Raw genomic sequence first — 17,344 nt, 5'->3', positions numbered from 1 at the left:
GCGACCGGGGAGGAGGTCCATTCATGACGATCCGGTTGAACGAAACGGCCCTGCGCCACGCCCGCTCGCTCGTGCGCGACGGGCAGGTGGTGCGCGACGAGCGCGACGCCTGGAGCGAGGATGCGCCGAGCGCCGACGAGGAGAACGCCTTCGTCGAGCGCGAGGGCTGGACGGAGTACCGGCACTGGCACCTCGGGGTGGACGACGACGAGAACGACGAGACGAAGGGGGCGTACTCCTTCCCCTACGGCGACTTCCGCCGGGTGCATCGCTGCGCGGTGATCTCGCTCGAGAGCCGTGCGGGGCAGTACGACCACGACGACATCCGCGACGCCGCCCGGGCGCTGCTCGAACTGATCGACGCGGAGGGCTGAGGATGGCGACGGTCACCGAGCGTCGCGACCGGCGGCGCGCGAAGGCGGCGCTCGCGCACGCGAAGTCCGCCGAGAAGGAGGCGAAGCGTCTGGCCGACGGGCTGCCGCCGGGCCGGGCGAAGCAGCGGCTGGAGGCGATCGTGGCCCAGTCACGGGCGACGCGGCGCGCGGCCAAGGCGGATCGCAAGCGCGCCCCGCGCCGAGCCGCGCGGACCGCGGCGCGGGCGACGGCCGGACTGGATGCCTGGTCGCGCCGGGTCGTGCCCTCGACGGTGCACCGAGGCGCCGCCGCCGAGCCGGGGGCGGCGATCACGGATGCCGCGGCCGCCGCGAAGCGGCGGGCCGCCCTGCTGAAGCAGCGGCGCAAGCAGGCCGACCGGGTGCGCAAGTGGGCGAAGAGCGCCGCCGCGCACACGGTGGTGCAGGCCGTGACGACACCGGAGGAGCCTGCGCCGCGGAAGCGTCGGGGGTAGCCTCGGACGCGCGGGCGGGGCCCGCGGGGAGGAGTGCCGCTGATGGCGAAGGACGAGGCATCCGGACTGAGCGCGGAGGAGCGCGCGGCGGTCAAGCAGCGTGCGAAGGAACTGCGCGAGCAGGAGAAGGCCGGCAAGAGCCGGGCCGCTGGCGAGGCGGCGGTGCGCGAGGCGATCGCCGCGCTCGAGCCCGAGGACCGCGAACTGGCCGAGGGGCTCGACCGCGTCGTGCACGAGGTCGCGCCGGAGCTCGTGCCGAAGACGTACTACGGCATGCCGGGCTATGCGAACGGCGAGGGAAAGATCGTCGTCTTCCTGCAGCCGGCGAAGAAGTTCAAGACCCGCTACGCGACGATCGGCTTCGAGGATCGGGCGAAGCTCGACGACGGAGACCTCTGGCCCGTCGGCTTCGCGGTGCGCGCGTGGACGGCGGCCGTCGAGCGCGAGGTCACCGAGCTCGTCCGCCGCGCCGTCGGCTGACGACGCGGCCGGGCGGGATCCGCGGATCCCGCCCGGCCGCGTCATCCGGGGGCTCGGCGATCAGCCCGCTGCGGTGAGGGCAGCGTGCTCGCGGCGGCTCGCCTGCAGGTACGCCGTGCTCAGCACGCCGCACGCGGCGCAGATGGGCGGCTGCCCCTCGGCGCTGGGGTCGCGGTCCATCTCGACGGCGATGTAGCTGTGGTCGCAGACGTGGCAGCGCACGCGCGCCTCCCAGGGGTCGTCGACCTCGCTGCGCGGGTCGTGCGCCCGGCGGAGCAGCCCGCCGCGGCCGGTGCGGTCCACGACGGCGGCGAGCACGACGGCGAGCACGAGCGTGATGGGCGTCGACCACGCGGCGCCGAAGGCCCCGCCGAACTGGTAGAGCAGGATGCCGAGCAGTGAGGTCGCGACCCAGACGGCGCCGTTCCAGGTGAAGCGGCGGACGCGCCCGGCGCGGAACTCCTCGAGCTCGCGGGTGTTCCAGGTGCGCACGAGGTGCACGAGGGCCACCCCGACCCACGAGGCGATGAAGGCACCCTGCCAGGCGAGGGCGACGAGCAGGTAGCTGACGACGTCGGTCAGCATGAACACGTAGGTGATCGCGCCGCAGAAGAGCACGGCGGCGACGCGCGGCACGCGGACGCGGAACAGGCGGAAGACGAGCGCCTCCATGTTCGTCGAGGCGACGTAGAAGTTCGCCGTGTTGATGCGGGCCTGCGTCACCCAGACGAGGAAGAGCCCCCAGCCGCCGAGCAGGCTCACCATGGTGTTGCCGACGAGCTCGGAGGAGACCGCCCCGTCGAGGCCCGCGCTGTAGGCGATGAAGATGCCGATGAGGCCGTTCGCGAGGTACACGAAGGCGTAGAAGACCGGGCCGAACACGGCGATGCCGTTCGAGCGGGCCTGCTCGGGCTTGCCGAAGCGGGCGAAGTCGACCGTGAACATCATGAGCACGAGCACGCCGAGGTAGACGAAGAAGGCGTAGAGCCAGCCCGGGGCGGCGAAGTCGGCGCCCTCCTGCGGCGGGTGCGCGAGCCAGCCCGAGGAGTCGTTGCGCACGGCGAGCATGACGACGACGACCATGAGGCCGATCCAGTAGACGGGCAGCAGGATGGCGTTGTACTTGTCCATCCACCGGCGGATGCCGCCCATCACGAGCGGCAGGTTGATCGCGACCGCGATCGCGCTCCAGAGCGCGAGCGAGAGCTGCGGGAACGCGACATGGAAGGCGTTCGCGATCATCGACGACTCGAACACCGCGTAGTAGATGGCCGTGGCCGCGAGCACGAGGGCGCCGAGCAGCGAGCCGGAGGTGCCGAAGATGCGCTGCGACATGAGGGCGACCGTGAGGCCCGTGCGCGCGGCGTAGCGGCTGAACGCGTAGCCGAGCGCGCCGAACGCGGCGCAGGCGAGCACGATGCCGATGAGCGCGTCGGTCGTGCCGACGGTCGCCGCGAGCGTGGCGGCGGTCACGAGGTAGAACATGCCGCTCACGAGCGCGTAGAAGGACATCGCGAGGGATGGCCGGGGCATCCGCCAGGAGAGCGGCACGACGTGGGTCGTGTAATCCTCGGTGGCAGCCTCCTTGACGACCTTGGGGTCGTCGTGGTGCTGCACGTCGAGCGGGGCGAGAGCAGGGAGTTGAGTCGTCATCGAGCTCCTCCGGACGTCGGGGTCTGATGGTCAGACCAGTTGGGGGATCGGAACTAGTATGGTCTGATGGTCGGACCAGTGCAATACTGATCCGCGCAGCGCCGGGAATCCGGCGCGAAACCGGACAAGGAGGTCACATGACGGACACGCAGGACCAGGCCGCCGCCACGGCCGAGACCCCGGAGCAGCGCGTCGCGCGGCTCGGACTCGAGATCCCCGACTTCGCCAAAGAGGGGTACTACGGGGCCGACGTCTACGGCTCGATGAAGCCGCACCACATCTCGGGGAACATCCTCTTCCTCAGCGGCCACACCCCCGACCAGCCCGACGGCACGGTGCGCTACCCGGGGCGCCTCGGCGACACGCTCACCGTCGAGGAGGGCTACGAGGCCGCCCGCCTCACCGCACTGAACTGCCTCGGCGGCATCCGCCTCGCCCTCGGCTCCCTCGACCGCGTCGAGGCCGTCGTCCGCTCGCTCTGCTTCGTCGTGTCGACGCCCGAGTTCACCGAGGTGCACCGCGTCTCCTCCGGCTACAGCGACCTCTTCGCCGAGGTGTTCGGCCCGGTCGCCGGGCTCGGCGGCCGCGCGACGATCGGCGTGACGAGCCTCGCCGGCGGATCCTCCTTCGAGAACTGGGTCACCGTGGAGATAAAGTCGTAGCACTCGAGTGGGGCGCGCGACGGGAGGCCGAGGTGGATCTCAAGGTCTCGCGCGACGCCGGCGCGCCGGAGAAACTGGCCAACCGGCTGCTCGAACTCATCGAGTCGGGCGAGCTCAAGCCGGGCGACAAGCTGCCGAGCGAGCGCGAACTCGCCGAGCTCGGCGGCGTCGCCCGCAGCACCGTGCGCGAGGCGCTCTCCGCCCTCGAGATGCGCGGTCTCGTCAGCCGACGGCCCGGCCGCGGCAGCGTGGTCGAGGCCGTCGCCCGGCCCAAGCTCGCCGACTCGCTGCGCGGCGTGCTGCCGCCGAGCGAACGGCTCCTCGCCGAGGTGATGGACCTCCGCGGGGTGGTCGAACCGCCGCTGGCCGAGCGGGCGGCGCTGCGCGCGGATGCCGCGGGCCTCGCCGCGCTCGACCGGGTGCTCGCTGCGGCGGAGGAGGAGCTCGGCCGTCCCGAGCCCTCCGCCGCCCGCCTCGTCGCGCTCGACCTCGAGTTCCACACCACGGTCGCCACGCTCGCGCAGAACGCGATGCTCGTCGAGCTCATCGACGTCGTGAACGAGTGGACGGCGCCCTCGCGCGACGAGACGCTGCAGAGCCTCGAACGGATGCTGCGCTCCCACCGGGCGCACGGCCGCATCGCCGACGCCATCCGGGCGGGCGACCCCGCCGCCGCCCACGAGGCGATGGCCGCCCACCTCGGGCAGATCGCCGACGTCATCGCGGCCCCGCAGCCCGGCGCCGAGGCGCTCCCCGCCTGAGCGGCGCGACATCCGCATCTCCTCCAATCCGCTGCCGCGACGGTTCCGAATCCCACCTGACGGCCCGCACGGGCCCGTGATCAAGGAGGAACCATGCGAAACTCACCGAACCGCATCGTCGCCACGGTGTTCGGCGCGGTCTATCTGCTCGTCGGACTGCTCGGCTTCGCGGTCACGGGCGGCGTCTCGTTCGTCGCGACCGAGGGCGGGCTGCTGCTCGGCATCTTCGCGGTGAACCCGCTGCACAACATCGCGCACCTCCTGATCGGCGCGGCGCTGCTCGTCGCCGGCCTCATGAGCGCGCGTGCGGCGAAGACCGTCAACACGATCGTGGGCGCCGCCTACCTGCTGCTCGGCATCGTCGGGTTCTTCCTCGCGGGCACCGCGGCGAACATCCTCGCGCTGAACACGCCGGACCACTTCCTGCACCTCGCGAGCGCGCTCGTGCTGCTCGGCGTCGGCCTCGGGGCCGAGCGCGGCGGCCGGCTGGCGACGGCCTGAGGCCGCCGTGCTCCCCGCCGCGCTCCGCAGCTGGCCGGCGCTCGCCGCGCTCGGCGCCGGGCTCGTCCTCGCGGCGCTCGCCGCGGGGGCGACGGGCCCGGTCGCCATGGGGGTGCTCGCCGCGGCCGGACTCGCCGCGCTCGCCTGGGCGTTCGCCGCACTCCGAGCGGGCGGCGCGGTGCTGCCGCGCACGACGCTCGCCGTCGGCCTGACGGTCGTCGTCGGACTCGCGCTCGTCGTGGGGGCGGGCGCGGCGCCGGCGCTCGGCCTCGCCGGGCTGCCGACGATCGCGGCGGCGGGCTTCGCGCTCGTCGTCGCGGTCGGGGCGGCGGCGCGGCTGCGCGACGCAGGCACTCCGGGCCAGGGGCCCGATCAGACCCGGGATGCCGCGCCGGCATCCGCATCCCCGGCCGCACCCGCGGCCACCCGGACGCGGCATCCCGTGGCAGCCACCCTCGGACTCGTCGCGGGCGCCGCGCTCGTCGCCGCCCTCGCGACGCCGGCCCTCGCCGGCACCGAACCGGGCGAACTCGCCGTCCCGCACGGCGAGCTGCACCAGCACTGAGGGGCGAGGCCCCGGCTACTCGCCCGCGGGCGAGGGGTCGGGGATCTCCTCCGGCGTGTACCGCGGCAGCCGCGACGCGGGCAGCGCCGCCACGAGGCTCAGCCCCGCGAGCACGAGGAAGCCCATCCGCAGGGTGCGCAGCCGCTCCTCCTCGTTGATCGCGACGGCCGCATCGATCTGCTCGACGCTCGCATCGGTCTCGGTGAACTTCTCCCGCAGCTCGTCGTTGCTGATGAAGTTCACCTGGTCGAGGTCGACCTGGGCGACGAGCTCGTCCGGCAGCTCCGGGTGCTCGGTGACGGCCTGCGTGAAGTTCAGGCTCAGCATCGTGACGAGCAGCGCGCCCATCACCGCCGTGCCGACGGCCGAGGCGAGGTTCTGCGTCGTGCCGCGGATCGAGCCGACGTCGCCCGCGAGCTCCTTCGGCGCCGCCGTCACGAGCACGTTGAATACGAGGGTCACGAGCGCGCCCTGTCCGATGCCGAACACGACGAGCCCGAGGATCGTCGGCAGCGTCTCCCAGTTGTTCGTGACGACGAAGGCGAGCCAGACGAGCGCGGCCGTCGTCAGCCCGAACGAGAAGAGCCCGATCGTGCGCGGGCTGTAGCGCCGGTAGAAGCGCACGATGAGCGTCGCCGTCACGAAGACGGTCAGGTTGAACGGCATCATCGCGAGGGAGGTGTCGAACGGCGTCCGCCCCTGCACCACCTGGATGTACGTCGGCACCGTGAAGTTCACCGCCGCCTCCATCGCGACGATGATGAACATCGCGTAGACGGCGGCGCGCTCCCGGGCGCTGCCGAGCACCGACAGGTCGACGAGGGGCACCTTGCCGAGCCGCATCCGGCGTCTCGTCCAGAGGAAGAACGCCTGCCCGAGCACGAGGCCCAGCACGACGAAGACCGGCGCGGGCGAGAGGCCGAGCACGTCGAACGGTGCGCCGGGCTCGGCGAGCACGATGCCCCAGGCGTTCAGGTTGTTGAAGCCGAGCGTCAGCAGCACGATCGCCCCGCCGATGAGGGCGGAGGCGACGAGGTCGATGCGGACCGAGGCATCCCCCTTGTCCGAGCGCAGCCCGAAGCTCAGCGCGAAGACCGCGACGGCGAGGCCGAGCGTGATCATGAAGACCGGCCGCCAGCCGACGAGCGTGCCGAGCGTGCCGCCGATGAGGAACGCGCTGATGCCCGAGAAGGCTCGAGCCGAGCCGAGCGAGCCGACCGCGGTCGCCTGCTGGGCGCCGCGGTAGTTCTCCGCGATGAGCGCGACGAGCGAGGGCACGATGATCGCGGCGGACGCCCCGGCCAGCACCTGGCCCGCGATCGCCCAGCCGATCGTCGGCGACAGGATCATCAGCACCGAGGACACGCCGAACACGACGACGACGCAGCGGAAGATGAGCACCCAGCCGACCCGCTGGCCGAGCTTCGCGCCCGTCATCACGAGGGCCGCGACGGCGAGGCCGTAGACCACGATCGTCGAGCTCGCGACCGTGGGCGGCACGCCGAAGTCCTCGACCATGCCGCCGAGCGAGATCGGCAGCGCGGCGACGTTGAACGACATCAGCACCTGGGCGAGGAACAGCCCGATCATGGGCGCCCAGGAGCGGCGCTCCTCGGCGCGGGGTGCGGCGGTCTGCGCGGTCATGCGCGGCTCCCTTCGGTGGACGATGCGGATGCCTCGGGCCGCACGGATGCCTCGGGCCGCGCGGATGCCGCGGCGGGCGCGGCCGTCGAGGCGAACAGGTTCAGACCGAGCGCGCGCGAGAGGTAGGCGCAGGCGCGCTGGCCGCGCACGCTGTTGCCGGCCGGGTCGAGGCGGGGGGAGTAGGCGCCCACGGCCCCCTTGCCCGGGGCGACCGCGACGATGCCGCCGGCCACGCCCGACTTCGCCGGCAGGCCGATCTCGAACAGCCACTCGCCCGAGCGTTCGTACATGCCGCACGAGGCGAGCAGCGCGAGCGTGTCGCGGCACACCTCCGCGGAGACGACGCGCTCGCCCGTCACCGGGTTCACCCCGCCGTCGGCGAGGGTCGCGCCCATCACGGCGAGATCCTCGGCCGTGACGGACAGGGCGCACTGCTTCGTGTACACGTCGACGACCGCGAGCGGGTCGGCATCCAGCCGTCCGTAGCTCTGCAACAGCCGCGCGATCGCCTGGTTGCGCTGGTTCGTCAGGACCTCGGAGCGGTACACCTCGCCGTCGAGCGCGAGCTCGCGGCCCGCGAAACGGGACAGCCCGGTGCGCACAAGCTCCCACTGCTCGGCGGGCGTGGCAGCGGGAACGAGCGCGGTCGTCGCGATCGCCCCGGCGTTCACCATCGGGTTCATCGGACTGCCGCCGTTCAGCTCGATCGCCATGACCGAGTTGAACGGGAGCCCCGTGTTGTTCACGCCCACGATCTCGTGCACGGCCTCGTGCCCGATCGCCTCGCAGACGAGCGCGAACACGAACGCCTTCGAGATCGACTGGATCGAGAACGCCACCCCGGCGTCGCCCGCCCGGTGCACCGCGCCGTCGACCTGCGCGACGACGAGGCCGAAGTGCGCCGGGTCCGCCTCGGCGAGGATCGGGATGTAGTCGGCGACGACGCCCTCGTCGAGCCCCGCGTAGCGGCGGTGCGCGGCCGCCACCGTCTCGCCGAGCCGGGCCGGGAGTCCTCCCGTCGATGCGTGCTGGGCGATGTCCGCCACATCGGCTTCGAACATGCACCCTCCCCCCAGAGATGTCGCTCGGAGTCTAGACCCGGCGGCCCCTCCTCCGGGAGTGCCCGTGGCCCGCGGATCGCCCGCTCGCTACGCTGCATCCAGGCGCGATCGTGGGGGATGGCGGGACGAGGCGGGGAGACGCGTGAACGACGGCATCAAGTGGGGGCTGCCGGTGCTCGGCGCCGCGGCCCTCGGCACCCTCGGCCTCGTGCTCGGCACGACCGCGCTCGCCGACGCCGTCGTCGCGCAGGGCGTGATCGCCGGGGCGGCCGCCGAGTCCCGCGCCGAGGACGCGCTCGGCGACCTGCGCGGCGCGACGACGCTCGCGAGAGGACAGGTCCTGGAGGGCGAAGCGCTCGCCGGCGCGTTCGTGGACGGCCTGGGCGACCCCGCGCTCGCCGAGGCGCTGACGGCGGAGGTCGCGTCCGCACGCGAGGTCATCGACGACGCCGCGCTCGAACTGCCGGAGCCGCCCGCCTACGATCGCGGGCCGCTGACGCCGGTCTGGACGAGCCTCGCCGAAGCGGTCGCGACCCAGGAGCGCACCGCACGGCTCGGCGCCGTGCAGCAGGAGGCCGAGTCGGGCCTCGCCGGCCTGCACGCCGCGGAGCAGCAGCTCGCCGAGGCGCGCACCGCGTTCTACGCGGACGCCGCCGCCGACGCGCAGGCCGTGCTCGACGCGAGCACGGTCGCGAGCTACGAGTCGCGCGTGCCCGCCATGCACGCGATCGCCCAGGACGGCGAGTCCTGGTTCGTGGAGCAGGACGACAGTGCCGAGGGGTACCAGCAGCTGGCCGCCGCCGTCGCGGCCGTGCGCGCCTCGCAGACCGCCGAGACGGCCCGCCGGGCGGCGCCCGAGTACGCGAGCCGCGGACCGATCGAGGAGTTCGCCCGCTCCATCGCGCACGGCGTGCACCTCGACTTCGCGTGGGACCACGTCGTCAATGGGCTTTCGAGCGACGAGTGGTACTCGGGCACTGCGCAGTACTGGTACGGAGACGGGGGCTGGGCGAAGCTGCACCTCAGCTACTCGATCGACTGGAGCTACGCCGACGACGTGAACGCCAAGGCGGTCGTCGTGCACGAGGTCGGGCACACCCAGGTCGTGCGGCCCGAGTGCACGCCGATCTTCGAGAGCGCGGTGTTCGACAGCGACGACGAGATGTGGGCGACCGCGTGGGCGATCGCCGCAGGCTACGACGTGCCCGGCTCCGGCATCGAGGCCTACGGGCGGCCGAGCGACGAGCAGATCGCCGAGGCCGGCCGCTGCGTGTAGCGCGTGGTTCGCTGAGCTTGTCGAAGCGTTGGTTCGCTGAGCTTGGTCCGCTGAGCTTGTCGAAGCGGTGGAGGTCGCTTCGACGGGCTCAGCGAACCAGGCGGGCTCAGCGAACCGGGCGCACCGTGCTGCCGCGCACGCGGAGCACCGCGTCGGAGAGCTGCGGACCGTCGATCGGCTCGCCCTCGATGCGGCGCAGCAGCATCCCGACGGCGAGCTCCGCCTGCCGGTCGGGCTGCAGGTCGATCGCGGTGAGCGGCGGGTCGTGCCGCTCGGACCCCGGGCTGTCGATGCCCACGGCGACGAGCACGTCCTCGGGGATCCGCACCTCGGCGTCCCGGGCCGCCCGCAGCACGCCCTCGCGGTACTGCTCCGCGGTCGCGATGACGGCATCGGGCCGTTCGGCGCCGCGCAGCAGGGCGAGCGTCGACTCGTAGGGGTCGTTGTGGGCGTGGTCGAGGGGGATCAGCCGCACGAGCTCCGGCATCCCGTGCTCGGCCGCCCAGTCGCGGTACGCCGCCGCGCTCTCCTCCGCCCACGACCAGCTCGCGTCCGCGCTGATCAGCGCGATCCGCCGGGCGCCCTGCTCGTGCAGGTGATCGAGCAGCGTGCGCATGTTCTCGCCGTGATCGCTCGTGACGGCGTAGGGCCAGTCGGGGCGCGCGGCATCCCGCTCCACCGTGACGACCGGCGTGCCGAGCCGTTCGAGCGCGGCCAGCCGTTCGTCGTTGCGCACGGGGTCGCAGAGCACGACCCCGTCGGCGCCGATGAGACGCCAGCCGTCCTCGCTCGTCACGGTCGGCGGTGTGAGCGTGAGCGCGTACCCGGCCTCGAAGGCCTTCGTCGCGGCCGCGCGCGCCGCGGTCATGTAGAAGTCGAGGTCGAGCATCGGCACCGCGCCCTCGTCGACCGAGGGCAGGGCGAACGCGATCGTGCCGGTGCGGCCGAGGCGGAAGGCGAGCGCCGCCCGGCTCGGCCGGTAGCCGAGCTCGTCCGCGGTGCGCTGCACCCGGTCCCTGGTCGACTGACGGAGCTTGCCGCTGCCGTTGAGCGCGGCCGAGACCGTGCTCGTGGACAGGCCGAGCTCGCGGGCGACGTCGTGGATGGTGACGCGTTTCGTCGCCGGCTGATCACGCTCCGTCATGGACCTCGACCTCTCCGTCGGCACCAGGCGCGGGGAACGCCATCAACTGTAGACGAGCTCGGTGCTGACACGGCGCGACGCGACGAGCGCGCCGCGGCGCACCGTCCACCGCGACCCGGCCTCGTTGCGCAACGCGTGCAGGCGGTCGCCCGCGGCGAGCACGACGAAGGAGGCCTCGGCGCCCGCCTCGAGCCGCGGGGCCGGCCGGCCGACGGCGGCGCGGGCCGAGCTCGTCACCATCCGCCACGCGTCGTCCACACCCTCGCCCGTGCGGTCGGCGAGCGGCAGCGCGTGCCACGCGAAGCGGGCGCGCTCGAGCGGGTCGAGGGTGCCGAGCGACTCCCAGTTGTCCTCGTGGTTGCCGGTGCCGATCGTCACGGTGACCCCGGCGTCGAGCAGCTCGTTCGGCCGCGAGACGCCGCGGTACGGGTACGAGCTCTGCAGGTTCGAGGGGCAGACGGTGATGGCGATGCCGGCTTCGGCGACCTTCTCGATCACGCGGGCGGCGTCGTCGTCGGCGTAGGTCTCGAGGGCGCCGACGTGGTTCGCGTTGACGAGCCCCTGCATGCCGTACGCGACGGTGAGCTCGGCGAGCGGTTCGAGCAGGCGCTCGCTCGGGTCGGTGAAGTAGTCGACGTTGATGTCGATCGGGCGGCCGAACCGTTCGGCGAGCTCGAAGACGAGCCGCAGGTGCGTGAGCCGCGCCTCGTCGTCGGCCTCGTTGTTGGGCCAGCCGCCGACGCGGTCCGCACCCATCGCGAGGGCCTCGGCGACGAGCCCGTAGGCGCGCGCGTCGCCGACCATTCCCTCCTGCGGGAACGCCGTGACGACGGTCTCGATGACGCCGTCGCACTCGGCACGGGCGCGCAGCACGCCCTCGACGGAGGCGAGCCCGGTCACCGAGTCGATGTCGGCCTGCCCGGCGAGCAGTCCGACGCCTTCGAGCGCCGAGGCGCGCAGGAAGCGGCCGGCGCGCTCGGCGACGTCGTCGACGGTGAACGCCGCCTTCAGGTCGCGCTGGCGCTGCATGAGCACGGAGCGGGGGCCGTGGGCGACGAGGCCGAGCTCCGCGATCCGCTGCCGGCTGTAGACCTTGTCGGGGTGGCTGTGCGGCTCGACGAACGGGGTGGTCACGAGGCCGCCGCCGGCGTCGATCACCTCCTCGGCGGTCGCGCCGGCCGCGGCATCCGGTCCGATGGCGGCGATCGCGCCGTCGCGGACGACGACGTCCACGAGCGCGCCCGCCGGCGCGCCGGCGCCCGCGGCGTCCCGGTCGAGCCGGGCGCCGCGCACGATGAGCTGGGCGGTCTCAGAAGCCATCGCGGTTCACGTCCTTGTAGAGCAGGTAGGCGGATGCCTCAGGGCCGGTCGCCGTGAAGGCCTGCGTGCAGTACGGCGCCATGTAGATGAAGTCGCCCTGCTGCACGTCGACGTGCTCGCCGTCGAGGTGGTACACGCCGCCGCCCTCGAGGAGGTAGAGGCCGTGCTCCTGGTGGTGGATCTCGACCATGCGGAACCGGGCTCCGCCCTGGAAGCGCATCACGTTCATCGCGAGGTCGAAGCGCTCGTCGTCGGGCAGCAGCTGCCCGTAACTGCCGTCGATGCCGTCGTCGTCGATGCCGACGACGTCGCCGAGCCGGCCGGCCACGACGGGCGGCGCCTCGACGCCCTCGACGGCGAGGTACCGCTTCTTCACCCACAGGGCGCGGGAGGCCGCGACGGCCTCGAGCTCGAAGGTGCGGCCCTCGGGGAGGAAGAGGTAGCCGCCGTCCTCGAGCCGCCACTCCTCGCCCGCGGACCGCACCCGGAGCGCGCCGTCGAGCGCGATGAGGAAGTTCTCGAAGCCCGCGCCCTGCGGCCGCGTGCTCGCGGCGCCGGCCTCGAGCTGCAGCAGGTACTGGCCGAAGCGGGCGGGGCTGCCCTGCGGGGCGGCGAGCACCGTCGCCGCGTACGGCGGCAGGCCGGGCAGCGTGTTCTCGACCATCGTGTCGGGCGTCATCAGGTAGTAGCGGTCGCCGACGCGGCCGCGGCTCGCGCTCAGGTAGTCGTTGCGGTAGCTCGTCACTCGGGGCTCCAATCGGCTGGGAGAGGGTCGGGGTAGCGGCCGTCGACGAGGAGCGGTGCCCCGTCGACGGTGATGGTCGGGCGTTCGACGACGAGGTCGACGTGCACCTCCGAGTGCCAGTGCGCCCCGGTGTAGTCGCCGAAGGGATGGCCGAGGGCGATGTGGCAGCCGGGGACGTTCTCGTCGAAGAGGAGGTTCCCGCTGAGCGCCGTGCAGGCGCGGTTGGTGCCGACGGCGAACTCGCCGATGCGGCCGGCGTGCTCGTCGCGGTCGAACCAGGCGCGCAGCCGCGCGGCGAGCTCCGCGTCGGGGTGCTCGAGCCCGACGAGTCGGCCGCCCCGCACCTCGAAGCGCACGGGGTCGGCGAGCAGGCCGGTCGAGGCGTTGAACGGGTAGCCGAGCACGCTCGCCGCGATGACGCCGTCGGCGCCGATCGGCGAGCAGAACACCTCGCCCTGCGGCAGCCGGCCGCCCTCACCCGGCGCGTGGTAGAGCCCGGTGAACGCGGTCCAGGGCCGGTCCGGGTCGAGGGTGAAGCGGATCTCGGTGCCGAGGGCGTTGCGCACCTCGGCCGTCGTCCCGCCGCCGAGCCGGTCGCGGACGAGCTCGCTGAAGCGGGCCACTTCGCGGTAGTCGGCGGCGAGGCCGATGCCGAGGCTCGGCCGGTCGAGCGCGGTGAGCTGGGCGTGCCTCGCGCCCACGGCGTCGAGCAGCGCCCAGAAGCGCTCGTCCCAGGCGAGGCGGTCGTCGCCGTCGCGCGCGGCGAACGCCGTCACGGTGGGCCGGTGCCCGGTGATCGCCCGCTCGATCTCGGCGAAGGCGGCCGGGTAGTCGTCGTCGAGCCCGGGCACGAGGTGCAGCCGGGCGTCCGCGGCGACACGGGTGGCCGCGGCGACGATGCGCTCGGCGAGCCCGAGGGTCGCCTCGTCGGCGAGGACCAGCACCCGGTCGCTCGCGCCGACGGCGAGGCAGGTGTCGATGAGCTCGCGCGCCCCGCGGTCGAGGTCCGCGTCGCTGACGGGCGGCAGCGCGCTCGGGCGCTGGAGCCCGGTCGCGGCGCTGCTCGCGTCCGGCCCGCTCACGCGGAGCTCCTCGCGGGCGCCGGGACGGCGAGCGGCACGAAGGCGCCGGGCCCCTGGTCGGTCACGAGCCCGCCGTCGAGCACGACGAACTCGCCGCGGGCGACGGTCGCACGCACCCGGACGGTGCTCGGCCGGCCCGCGTAGGGCGACCAGCGGTCGGGACCGAACTGGCCGGACGCCTGCACCGGCCGGGCCTCGCCGAGCTGCAGCACCACGAGGTCGGCATCCGCGCCGGGCGCGAGGCGCCCCTTCGCGGGCGCCGCGCCGCAGCGCTCGGCCGGGCGGATCGTGACGAGGGCGAGTGCCTCGGGCAGCGTCCAGCCGCGCCGCAGCGCCTCGTCGAGGAAGAGCGGGGCGAACTCGCGGGCGCTCTGGATGCCGAACGGGCCGCCGAGCGCGTCGTGCTCGGCCACGGCCTTGTCGGCGACGGAGTAGACGCAGTGGTCGGAGACGACGGCGTCGATCGCCCCGTCGCGGAGCCGCCGCCACATGCCCTCGACCTCGGGCCGGGCGCGCAACGGCGGCGCGCAGAGCGCGGTCCAGCCGAGCCGCAGGAAGTCCTCGGCATCGAGCAGCAGGTGGTGGGCGGTGACCTCGCAGCTCGCGGCGACGCCGCGCTCCCGTGCGGCGGTGACGAGGTCGACCGCCTCCGGCAGCGAGAGGTGCACGAAGTGCACGGCCCCGCCGGTCTCCTCGGCGATCGCGAGCACGCGGCGCACGGCCTCGAGCTCGAGCTCCGGGCTGCGGGCCGCGAGCACGGCGGCGTAGCCGGTGCGGCCCGCGGCGCGCTCGGCGGCGATCGCGGCGCTCAGCCCCTCGCGATCCTCGGCGTGCACGAGCACGAGCCCGCCGTGCCGCGCGGTCTCGGCGAGCCCCTGGCGAAGGTCGTCGTCGCTCGCCGAGGGGTAGTCCATGTCGTTCTCGGGCAGGAAGGCCTTGAAGCCGGGGGCGCCGAGCTCGCGCTGCCCGCCGAGCTCGCCGAGGCCGGGCCCGGTGAGCGCGCCCCACAGGCCGAAGTCGACGATCGCGCCGTGCGCGCCGAGCTCGGACTTGGCCGCGTAGCGCGCGGCGGTCGTCGTCGGCGGGGTCGTGAACGGGTGCTCGATGACGAAGGTGCAGCCGCCGAGGGCGGCGTTCGCCGTGCCGATTCGGTAGTCGGCGGCGAGGTCGTCGCCGGGGTTGTCGAAGTGCACGTGCAGGTCGACGAAGCCGGGGGAGACGACGTCCTCGCCGGCGTCGAAGACGCGTTCGGCGTCGACCTCGCGGTCGGCCCCACGGCGCACGGCCGCGATCCGGCCGCCCTCGACGAGCACCGTGGCGGGCACGAGCTCGTCGCCGAGGAGCACCCGCTCGCCGACGACCGCGAGTTCGACGCGGCTCATGCGCGGACCCCGACGGCGGGGCGGTCGGCGGGATCCACGACGGCCTCGTTGACGCTCCGCCGGGCGACGACCCGCCCGGCCTTGATCGTGGTGATCGGGCCGCCCGGGCGGCGGAGCGCCTCGAGCCGGTCGCGGGCGCCGAGCAGCACGAGGTCGGCGGGCATGCCCGCCGTCACGTCCGGGGCGCGCCAGGCCTCGGCATCCGCCCGGCCGCGATCGTCGAGCGCGTGCGCCGCGCCCGAGGCGACCATGTGCCAGACGAGGTCGACGTCGTCGTCGTCGTCGTCGAATCCGCCGCCGACGAGGGTCATGTAGGCGCGGTCGAGCGGGCTCAGCGTGCCGAGCGGGTACCAGCCGTCGTTCAGGTTGTCGCTGCCGACGACGAGCTCGGCACCGGCGCGGCGCAGCTCGTGCGGGCGGGAGAGCCCGCGGGGGCCGCCGTCGACGAGGTTCAGCGGGATGATCGCGACGCGCACATCGGCCTCGGCGACCCGGGCGGCGACGCGGCGGGCGTCCTCCTCGGCGTAGCGCTCGATGCCGCAGCAGTGGCTCGCGAGCACGCGGCCCTGGTAGCCGCGGGCGATGGTCTCGTCGGCGATCACCTCGAGCATCCGCTCGCGCTCGTCGAGCCAGCAGTCGGCGTGGATGTCGACGTCGACGTCGAACTCCTCGGCGAGCTCGAAGACGGTGCGGACGTGCGCGCGCTGCGCGGCATCCCCCTCTTCGACGTTGGGCCAGCCGCCGATGAGGTCGGCGCCCGAGCGGAGGGCCTCGCGCAGCAGGGGCAGGGCGCCGGGGTCGCGGCCGAGCCCCTCCTGCGGGAAGGCGACGAGGTCGACGTCGAGGATGCCGCGCACCTCGTCGCGCGCCTGCAGCACGCCCTCGAAGCCGCGGAGCCCGGCGATGGAGTCGATGTCGATGTTCGCCCGAAGCCGGGTGACGCCGTTCGCGACGGCGAGCTCGAAGGCCCGGCGGGCCCGGCGGGCGACCCGCTCCGGCGTGAAGCCGGCCTTGATGCGGCTGGAGCGGGCGAAGTGGTCGAGCCCGGACGCCTCGGCGGGGTCGAGCTCGGACAGGCTGAAGGACTTGTCGGGGTGCAGGTGCGGTTCGACGAAGGCGCGGGCGAGCAGGCCGCCGCGGGCGTCGAGCCGTTCGGCGCCGGCGCGGTCGGCCCACTCGGCGAGGGCGTCGGCGCCGATGGAGCCGCTCGGTTCGATCGCGGCGACCGCGCCGTCGCGGAGCAGCACGTCGTGCGTGCCGGGCCGGCCGTGCAGGGCGGCGCCGGTGACGAGGAGGGCGGGGGCGTTCGTCGGCATGCCGCTCACCACTCCCACTCGTTCGCGGGGACGTCGAGGTCGGCGCCGGGGTTCGCGATCGCGGCGGCGGCGGCGATGCGCACGGCCTCGGCCTGGAGGCGGAGGTCCATGCTCGGGCCGTTGCTGCCGAGGCTGGCGACGTGACCGGGGGTGTCGGGCAGGTGGATGAAGCCGGCGCGGCTGCCGAGGCCGCGCTCGGCCACGAGGTGCAGCGCGGTGTACATGACGGCGTTGCAGCCGTGCGTGGACGCCGAGTTGGACAGCAGCGCGGGGATGCCCTGCTCGCGGATCGCGTGCGTGATCGCCTTGATCGGCACCGTCGCGAGGTAGGCGGTCGGGCCATCGGCGTAGACGGGGTCGCCGGCGGGGCGGTAGCCGTCGTCGTCGGCGAACTGGAAGTCCTGCACGTTCGCGGCGATGCGCTCGATCGAGACGGTGCTGCGGCCGGAGAACACCCCGGTGGAGAGGATGACGGCGGGCGGCGTGCCGGCCTCGTCGAGGATCGGGGCGAGCGCCTCGGCGGGGTGGCGGTGCCAGGCGAGGCTCCGGCCGACCAGCAGGTGCCCCGCCACGGTCTCCCCGTCGAGCTCGGCGGCGAGCTCGGAACTCGGGTTGACCGGGTAGCGCAGGTCGGCTCGTTCGGCGGTGTCGCCGAACCCGCCGTTGCCGGTGATCAGGATCCACGGTTGGCTCACGTCTCGCTCCTTCGCATCACGGATTCGACGTGCCGGGAAGCCACCGGACCACGTCGTCGCCGGACCTCACGGTAGCCCATGCCGAAGCGAAAAGGAACGTTCCATTCAAAAAAAAGAACGTTCCATTCGCTTGACAGCGATCCAGGCCGCCGTGTTTACTCATCGGCAGACGGCCCCCATCGGCCACCGCAGGCGGAACCCCCCCTGACC

Annotated in this window: 18 protein-coding genes; 8 read left to right on the top strand and 10 right to left on the bottom strand. The window is 73.7% G+C overall.

The window, feature by feature from the left end:
• Positions 1-23: 23 nt before the first annotated feature.
• Genes ACFWE1_RS06490 through ACFWE1_RS06480 form a run of 3 tightly spaced genes read left to right on the top strand, consistent with a single transcriptional unit; the run spans position 24 to position 1,327 of the window.
• The gene (locus ACFWE1_RS06490) at positions 24-374 is read left to right on the top strand and encodes a hypothetical protein (RefSeq protein ID WP_189083365.1); all 351 of its coding nucleotides are present in this window, start codon (positions 24-26) and stop codon (positions 372-374) included.
• 2 nt (positions 375-376) lie between these two features.
• Complete coding sequence (locus tag ACFWE1_RS06485) at positions 377-847, top strand: hypothetical protein (RefSeq protein ID WP_376932653.1); 471 nt, start codon at positions 377-379, stop codon at positions 845-847.
• A gap of 42 nt (positions 848-889) precedes the next feature.
• Positions 890-1,327: an iron chaperone gene (locus tag ACFWE1_RS06480; protein WP_376932652.1), complete on the top strand. Its 438-nt coding sequence runs from the start codon at positions 890-892 to the stop codon at positions 1,325-1,327.
• A gap of 60 nt (positions 1,328-1,387) precedes the next feature.
• On the opposite strand, the gene ACFWE1_RS06475 is transcribed toward ACFWE1_RS06480, so the two are convergent.
• Positions 1,388-2,980: a purine-cytosine permease family protein gene (locus ACFWE1_RS06475; protein WP_376932651.1), complete on the bottom strand. Its 1,593-nt coding sequence runs from the start codon at positions 2,978-2,980 to the stop codon at positions 1,388-1,390.
• 137 nt (positions 2,981-3,117) lie between these two features.
• On the opposite strand from ACFWE1_RS06475, the gene ACFWE1_RS06470 reads away from it, so the two are divergent.
• The 4 genes from ACFWE1_RS06470 (at position 3,118) to ACFWE1_RS06455 (ending at position 5,469) form a co-directional block, all read left to right on the top strand.
• Positions 3,118-3,642, top strand: coding sequence for a RidA family protein (locus ACFWE1_RS06470; RefSeq protein ID WP_376932650.1), 525 nt, complete (start codon positions 3,118-3,120; stop codon positions 3,640-3,642).
• A 32-nt stretch (positions 3,643-3,674) separates the two neighbouring features.
• Positions 3,675-4,403, top strand: coding sequence for a FadR/GntR family transcriptional regulator (locus ACFWE1_RS06465; RefSeq protein ID WP_376932649.1), 729 nt, complete (start codon positions 3,675-3,677; stop codon positions 4,401-4,403).
• A 93-nt stretch (positions 4,404-4,496) separates the two neighbouring features.
• The gene (locus ACFWE1_RS06460) at positions 4,497-4,904 is read left to right on the top strand and encodes a DUF4383 domain-containing protein (protein WP_189083372.1); all 408 of its coding nucleotides are present in this window, start codon (positions 4,497-4,499) and stop codon (positions 4,902-4,904) included.
• Between the two features lie 7 nt (positions 4,905-4,911).
• The gene (locus ACFWE1_RS06455; protein WP_376932648.1) at positions 4,912-5,469 is read left to right on the top strand and encodes a hypothetical protein; all 558 of its coding nucleotides are present in this window, start codon (positions 4,912-4,914) and stop codon (positions 5,467-5,469) included.
• A gap of 15 nt (positions 5,470-5,484) precedes the next feature.
• On the opposite strand, the gene ACFWE1_RS06450 is transcribed toward ACFWE1_RS06455, so the two are convergent.
• Both ACFWE1_RS06450 and glsA read right to left on the bottom strand, forming a co-directional pair.
• Positions 5,485-7,113: an MFS transporter gene (locus ACFWE1_RS06450; protein ID WP_376932647.1), complete on the bottom strand. Its 1,629-nt coding sequence runs from the start codon at positions 7,111-7,113 to the stop codon at positions 5,485-5,487.
• A complete protein-coding gene (gene glsA, locus ACFWE1_RS06445; protein WP_376932646.1) occupies positions 7,110-8,174 on the bottom strand; it encodes a glutaminase A in 1,065 nt (354 codons plus the stop codon). The genes ACFWE1_RS06450 and glsA overlap by 4 nt, the downstream gene beginning before the upstream one ends.
• A 142-nt stretch (positions 8,175-8,316) precedes the next feature.
• Between glsA and ACFWE1_RS06440 the strand changes: the two genes are divergently transcribed.
• The gene (locus ACFWE1_RS06440) at positions 8,317-9,450 is read left to right on the top strand and encodes a hypothetical protein (RefSeq protein ID WP_376932645.1); all 1,134 of its coding nucleotides are present in this window, start codon (positions 8,317-8,319) and stop codon (positions 9,448-9,450) included.
• Between the two features lie 106 nt (positions 9,451-9,556).
• On the opposite strand, the gene ACFWE1_RS06435 is transcribed toward ACFWE1_RS06440, so the two are convergent.
• From ACFWE1_RS06435 to ACFWE1_RS06405, 7 genes are read right to left on the bottom strand one after another with little or no spacing between them, the layout of a single operon-like run.
• Positions 9,557-10,594, bottom strand: a complete 1,038-nt coding sequence (locus ACFWE1_RS06435) for a LacI family DNA-binding transcriptional regulator (RefSeq protein ID WP_376932644.1) — start codon at positions 10,592-10,594, stop codon at positions 9,557-9,559.
• Between the two features lie 42 nt (positions 10,595-10,636).
• Positions 10,637-11,914 carry an amidohydrolase family protein gene (locus ACFWE1_RS06430; RefSeq protein ID WP_376932643.1) on the bottom strand — a complete coding sequence of 426 codons (1,278 nt, stop codon included), beginning with the start codon at positions 11,912-11,914 and terminating at the stop codon, positions 10,637-10,639.
• Positions 11,904-12,659, bottom strand: coding sequence for a (S)-ureidoglycine aminohydrolase (gene allE / locus ACFWE1_RS06425; RefSeq protein ID WP_376932642.1), 756 nt, complete (start codon positions 12,657-12,659; stop codon positions 11,904-11,906). The genes ACFWE1_RS06430 and allE overlap by 11 nt, the downstream gene beginning before the upstream one ends.
• Entirely contained in the window at positions 12,656-13,741 is a 1,086-nt protein-coding gene (locus ACFWE1_RS06420) for an aminopeptidase (RefSeq protein WP_376932641.1), read from the bottom strand. The genes allE and ACFWE1_RS06420 overlap by 4 nt, the downstream gene beginning before the upstream one ends.
• Entirely contained in the window at positions 13,738-15,123 is a 1,386-nt protein-coding gene (locus ACFWE1_RS06415) for a dihydroorotase family protein (RefSeq protein WP_376932640.1), read from the bottom strand. The genes ACFWE1_RS06420 and ACFWE1_RS06415 overlap by 4 nt, the downstream gene beginning before the upstream one ends.
• Entirely contained in the window at positions 15,120-16,448 is a 1,329-nt protein-coding gene (locus ACFWE1_RS06410; RefSeq protein ID WP_376932639.1) for an amidohydrolase family protein, read from the bottom strand. Before ACFWE1_RS06410 ends, ACFWE1_RS06415 begins: the two co-directional genes overlap by 4 nt.
• Positions 16,445-17,134, bottom strand: coding sequence for a hypothetical protein (locus ACFWE1_RS06405; protein WP_376932638.1), 690 nt, complete (start codon positions 17,132-17,134; stop codon positions 16,445-16,447). The genes ACFWE1_RS06410 and ACFWE1_RS06405 overlap by 4 nt, the downstream gene beginning before the upstream one ends.
• Between the last annotated feature and the right edge of the window lie 210 nt (positions 17,135-17,344).

The organism is Agromyces sp. NPDC060279 (assembly GCF_042726785.1).
Taxonomy (GTDB): domain Bacteria; phylum Actinomycetota; class Actinomycetes; order Actinomycetales; family Microbacteriaceae; genus Agromyces.
This window is presented reverse-complemented; position numbering and strand designations above follow the sequence as displayed.

What these genes read in the sequence shown, in the direction of transcription:
- ACFWE1_RS06490 (WP_189083365.1), top strand. Translation starts at nt 24, where the DNA reads ATGACGATCCGGTTGAACGAAACGGCCCTGCGCCACGCCCGCTCGCTC.
- ACFWE1_RS06485 (WP_376932653.1), top strand. Translation starts at nt 377, where the DNA reads ATGGCGACGGTCACCGAGCGTCGCGACCGGCGGCGCGCGAAGGCGGCG.
- ACFWE1_RS06480 (WP_376932652.1), top strand. Translation starts at nt 890, where the DNA reads ATGGCGAAGGACGAGGCATCCGGACTGAGCGCGGAGGAGCGCGCGGCG.
- ACFWE1_RS06475 (WP_376932651.1), bottom strand. Translation starts at nt 2,980, where the DNA reads ATGACGACTCAACTCCCTGCTCTCGCCCCGCTCGACGTGCAGCACCAC.
- ACFWE1_RS06470 (WP_376932650.1), top strand. Translation starts at nt 3,118, where the DNA reads ATGACGGACACGCAGGACCAGGCCGCCGCCACGGCCGAGACCCCGGAG.
- ACFWE1_RS06460 (WP_189083372.1), top strand. Translation starts at nt 4,497, where the DNA reads ATGCGAAACTCACCGAACCGCATCGTCGCCACGGTGTTCGGCGCGGTC.
- ACFWE1_RS06450 (WP_376932647.1), bottom strand. Translation starts at nt 7,113, where the DNA reads ATGACCGCGCAGACCGCCGCACCCCGCGCCGAGGAGCGCCGCTCCTGG.
- glsA (WP_376932646.1), bottom strand. Translation starts at nt 8,174, where the DNA reads ATGTTCGAAGCCGATGTGGCGGACATCGCCCAGCACGCATCGACGGGA.
- ACFWE1_RS06435 (WP_376932644.1), bottom strand. Translation starts at nt 10,594, where the DNA reads ATGACGGAGCGTGATCAGCCGGCGACGAAACGCGTCACCATCCACGAC.
- ACFWE1_RS06430 (WP_376932643.1), bottom strand. Translation starts at nt 11,914, where the DNA reads ATGGCTTCTGAGACCGCCCAGCTCATCGTGCGCGGCGCCCGGCTCGAC.
- ACFWE1_RS06415 (WP_376932640.1), bottom strand. Translation starts at nt 15,123, where the DNA reads ATGAGCCGCGTCGAACTCGCGGTCGTCGGCGAGCGGGTGCTCCTCGGC.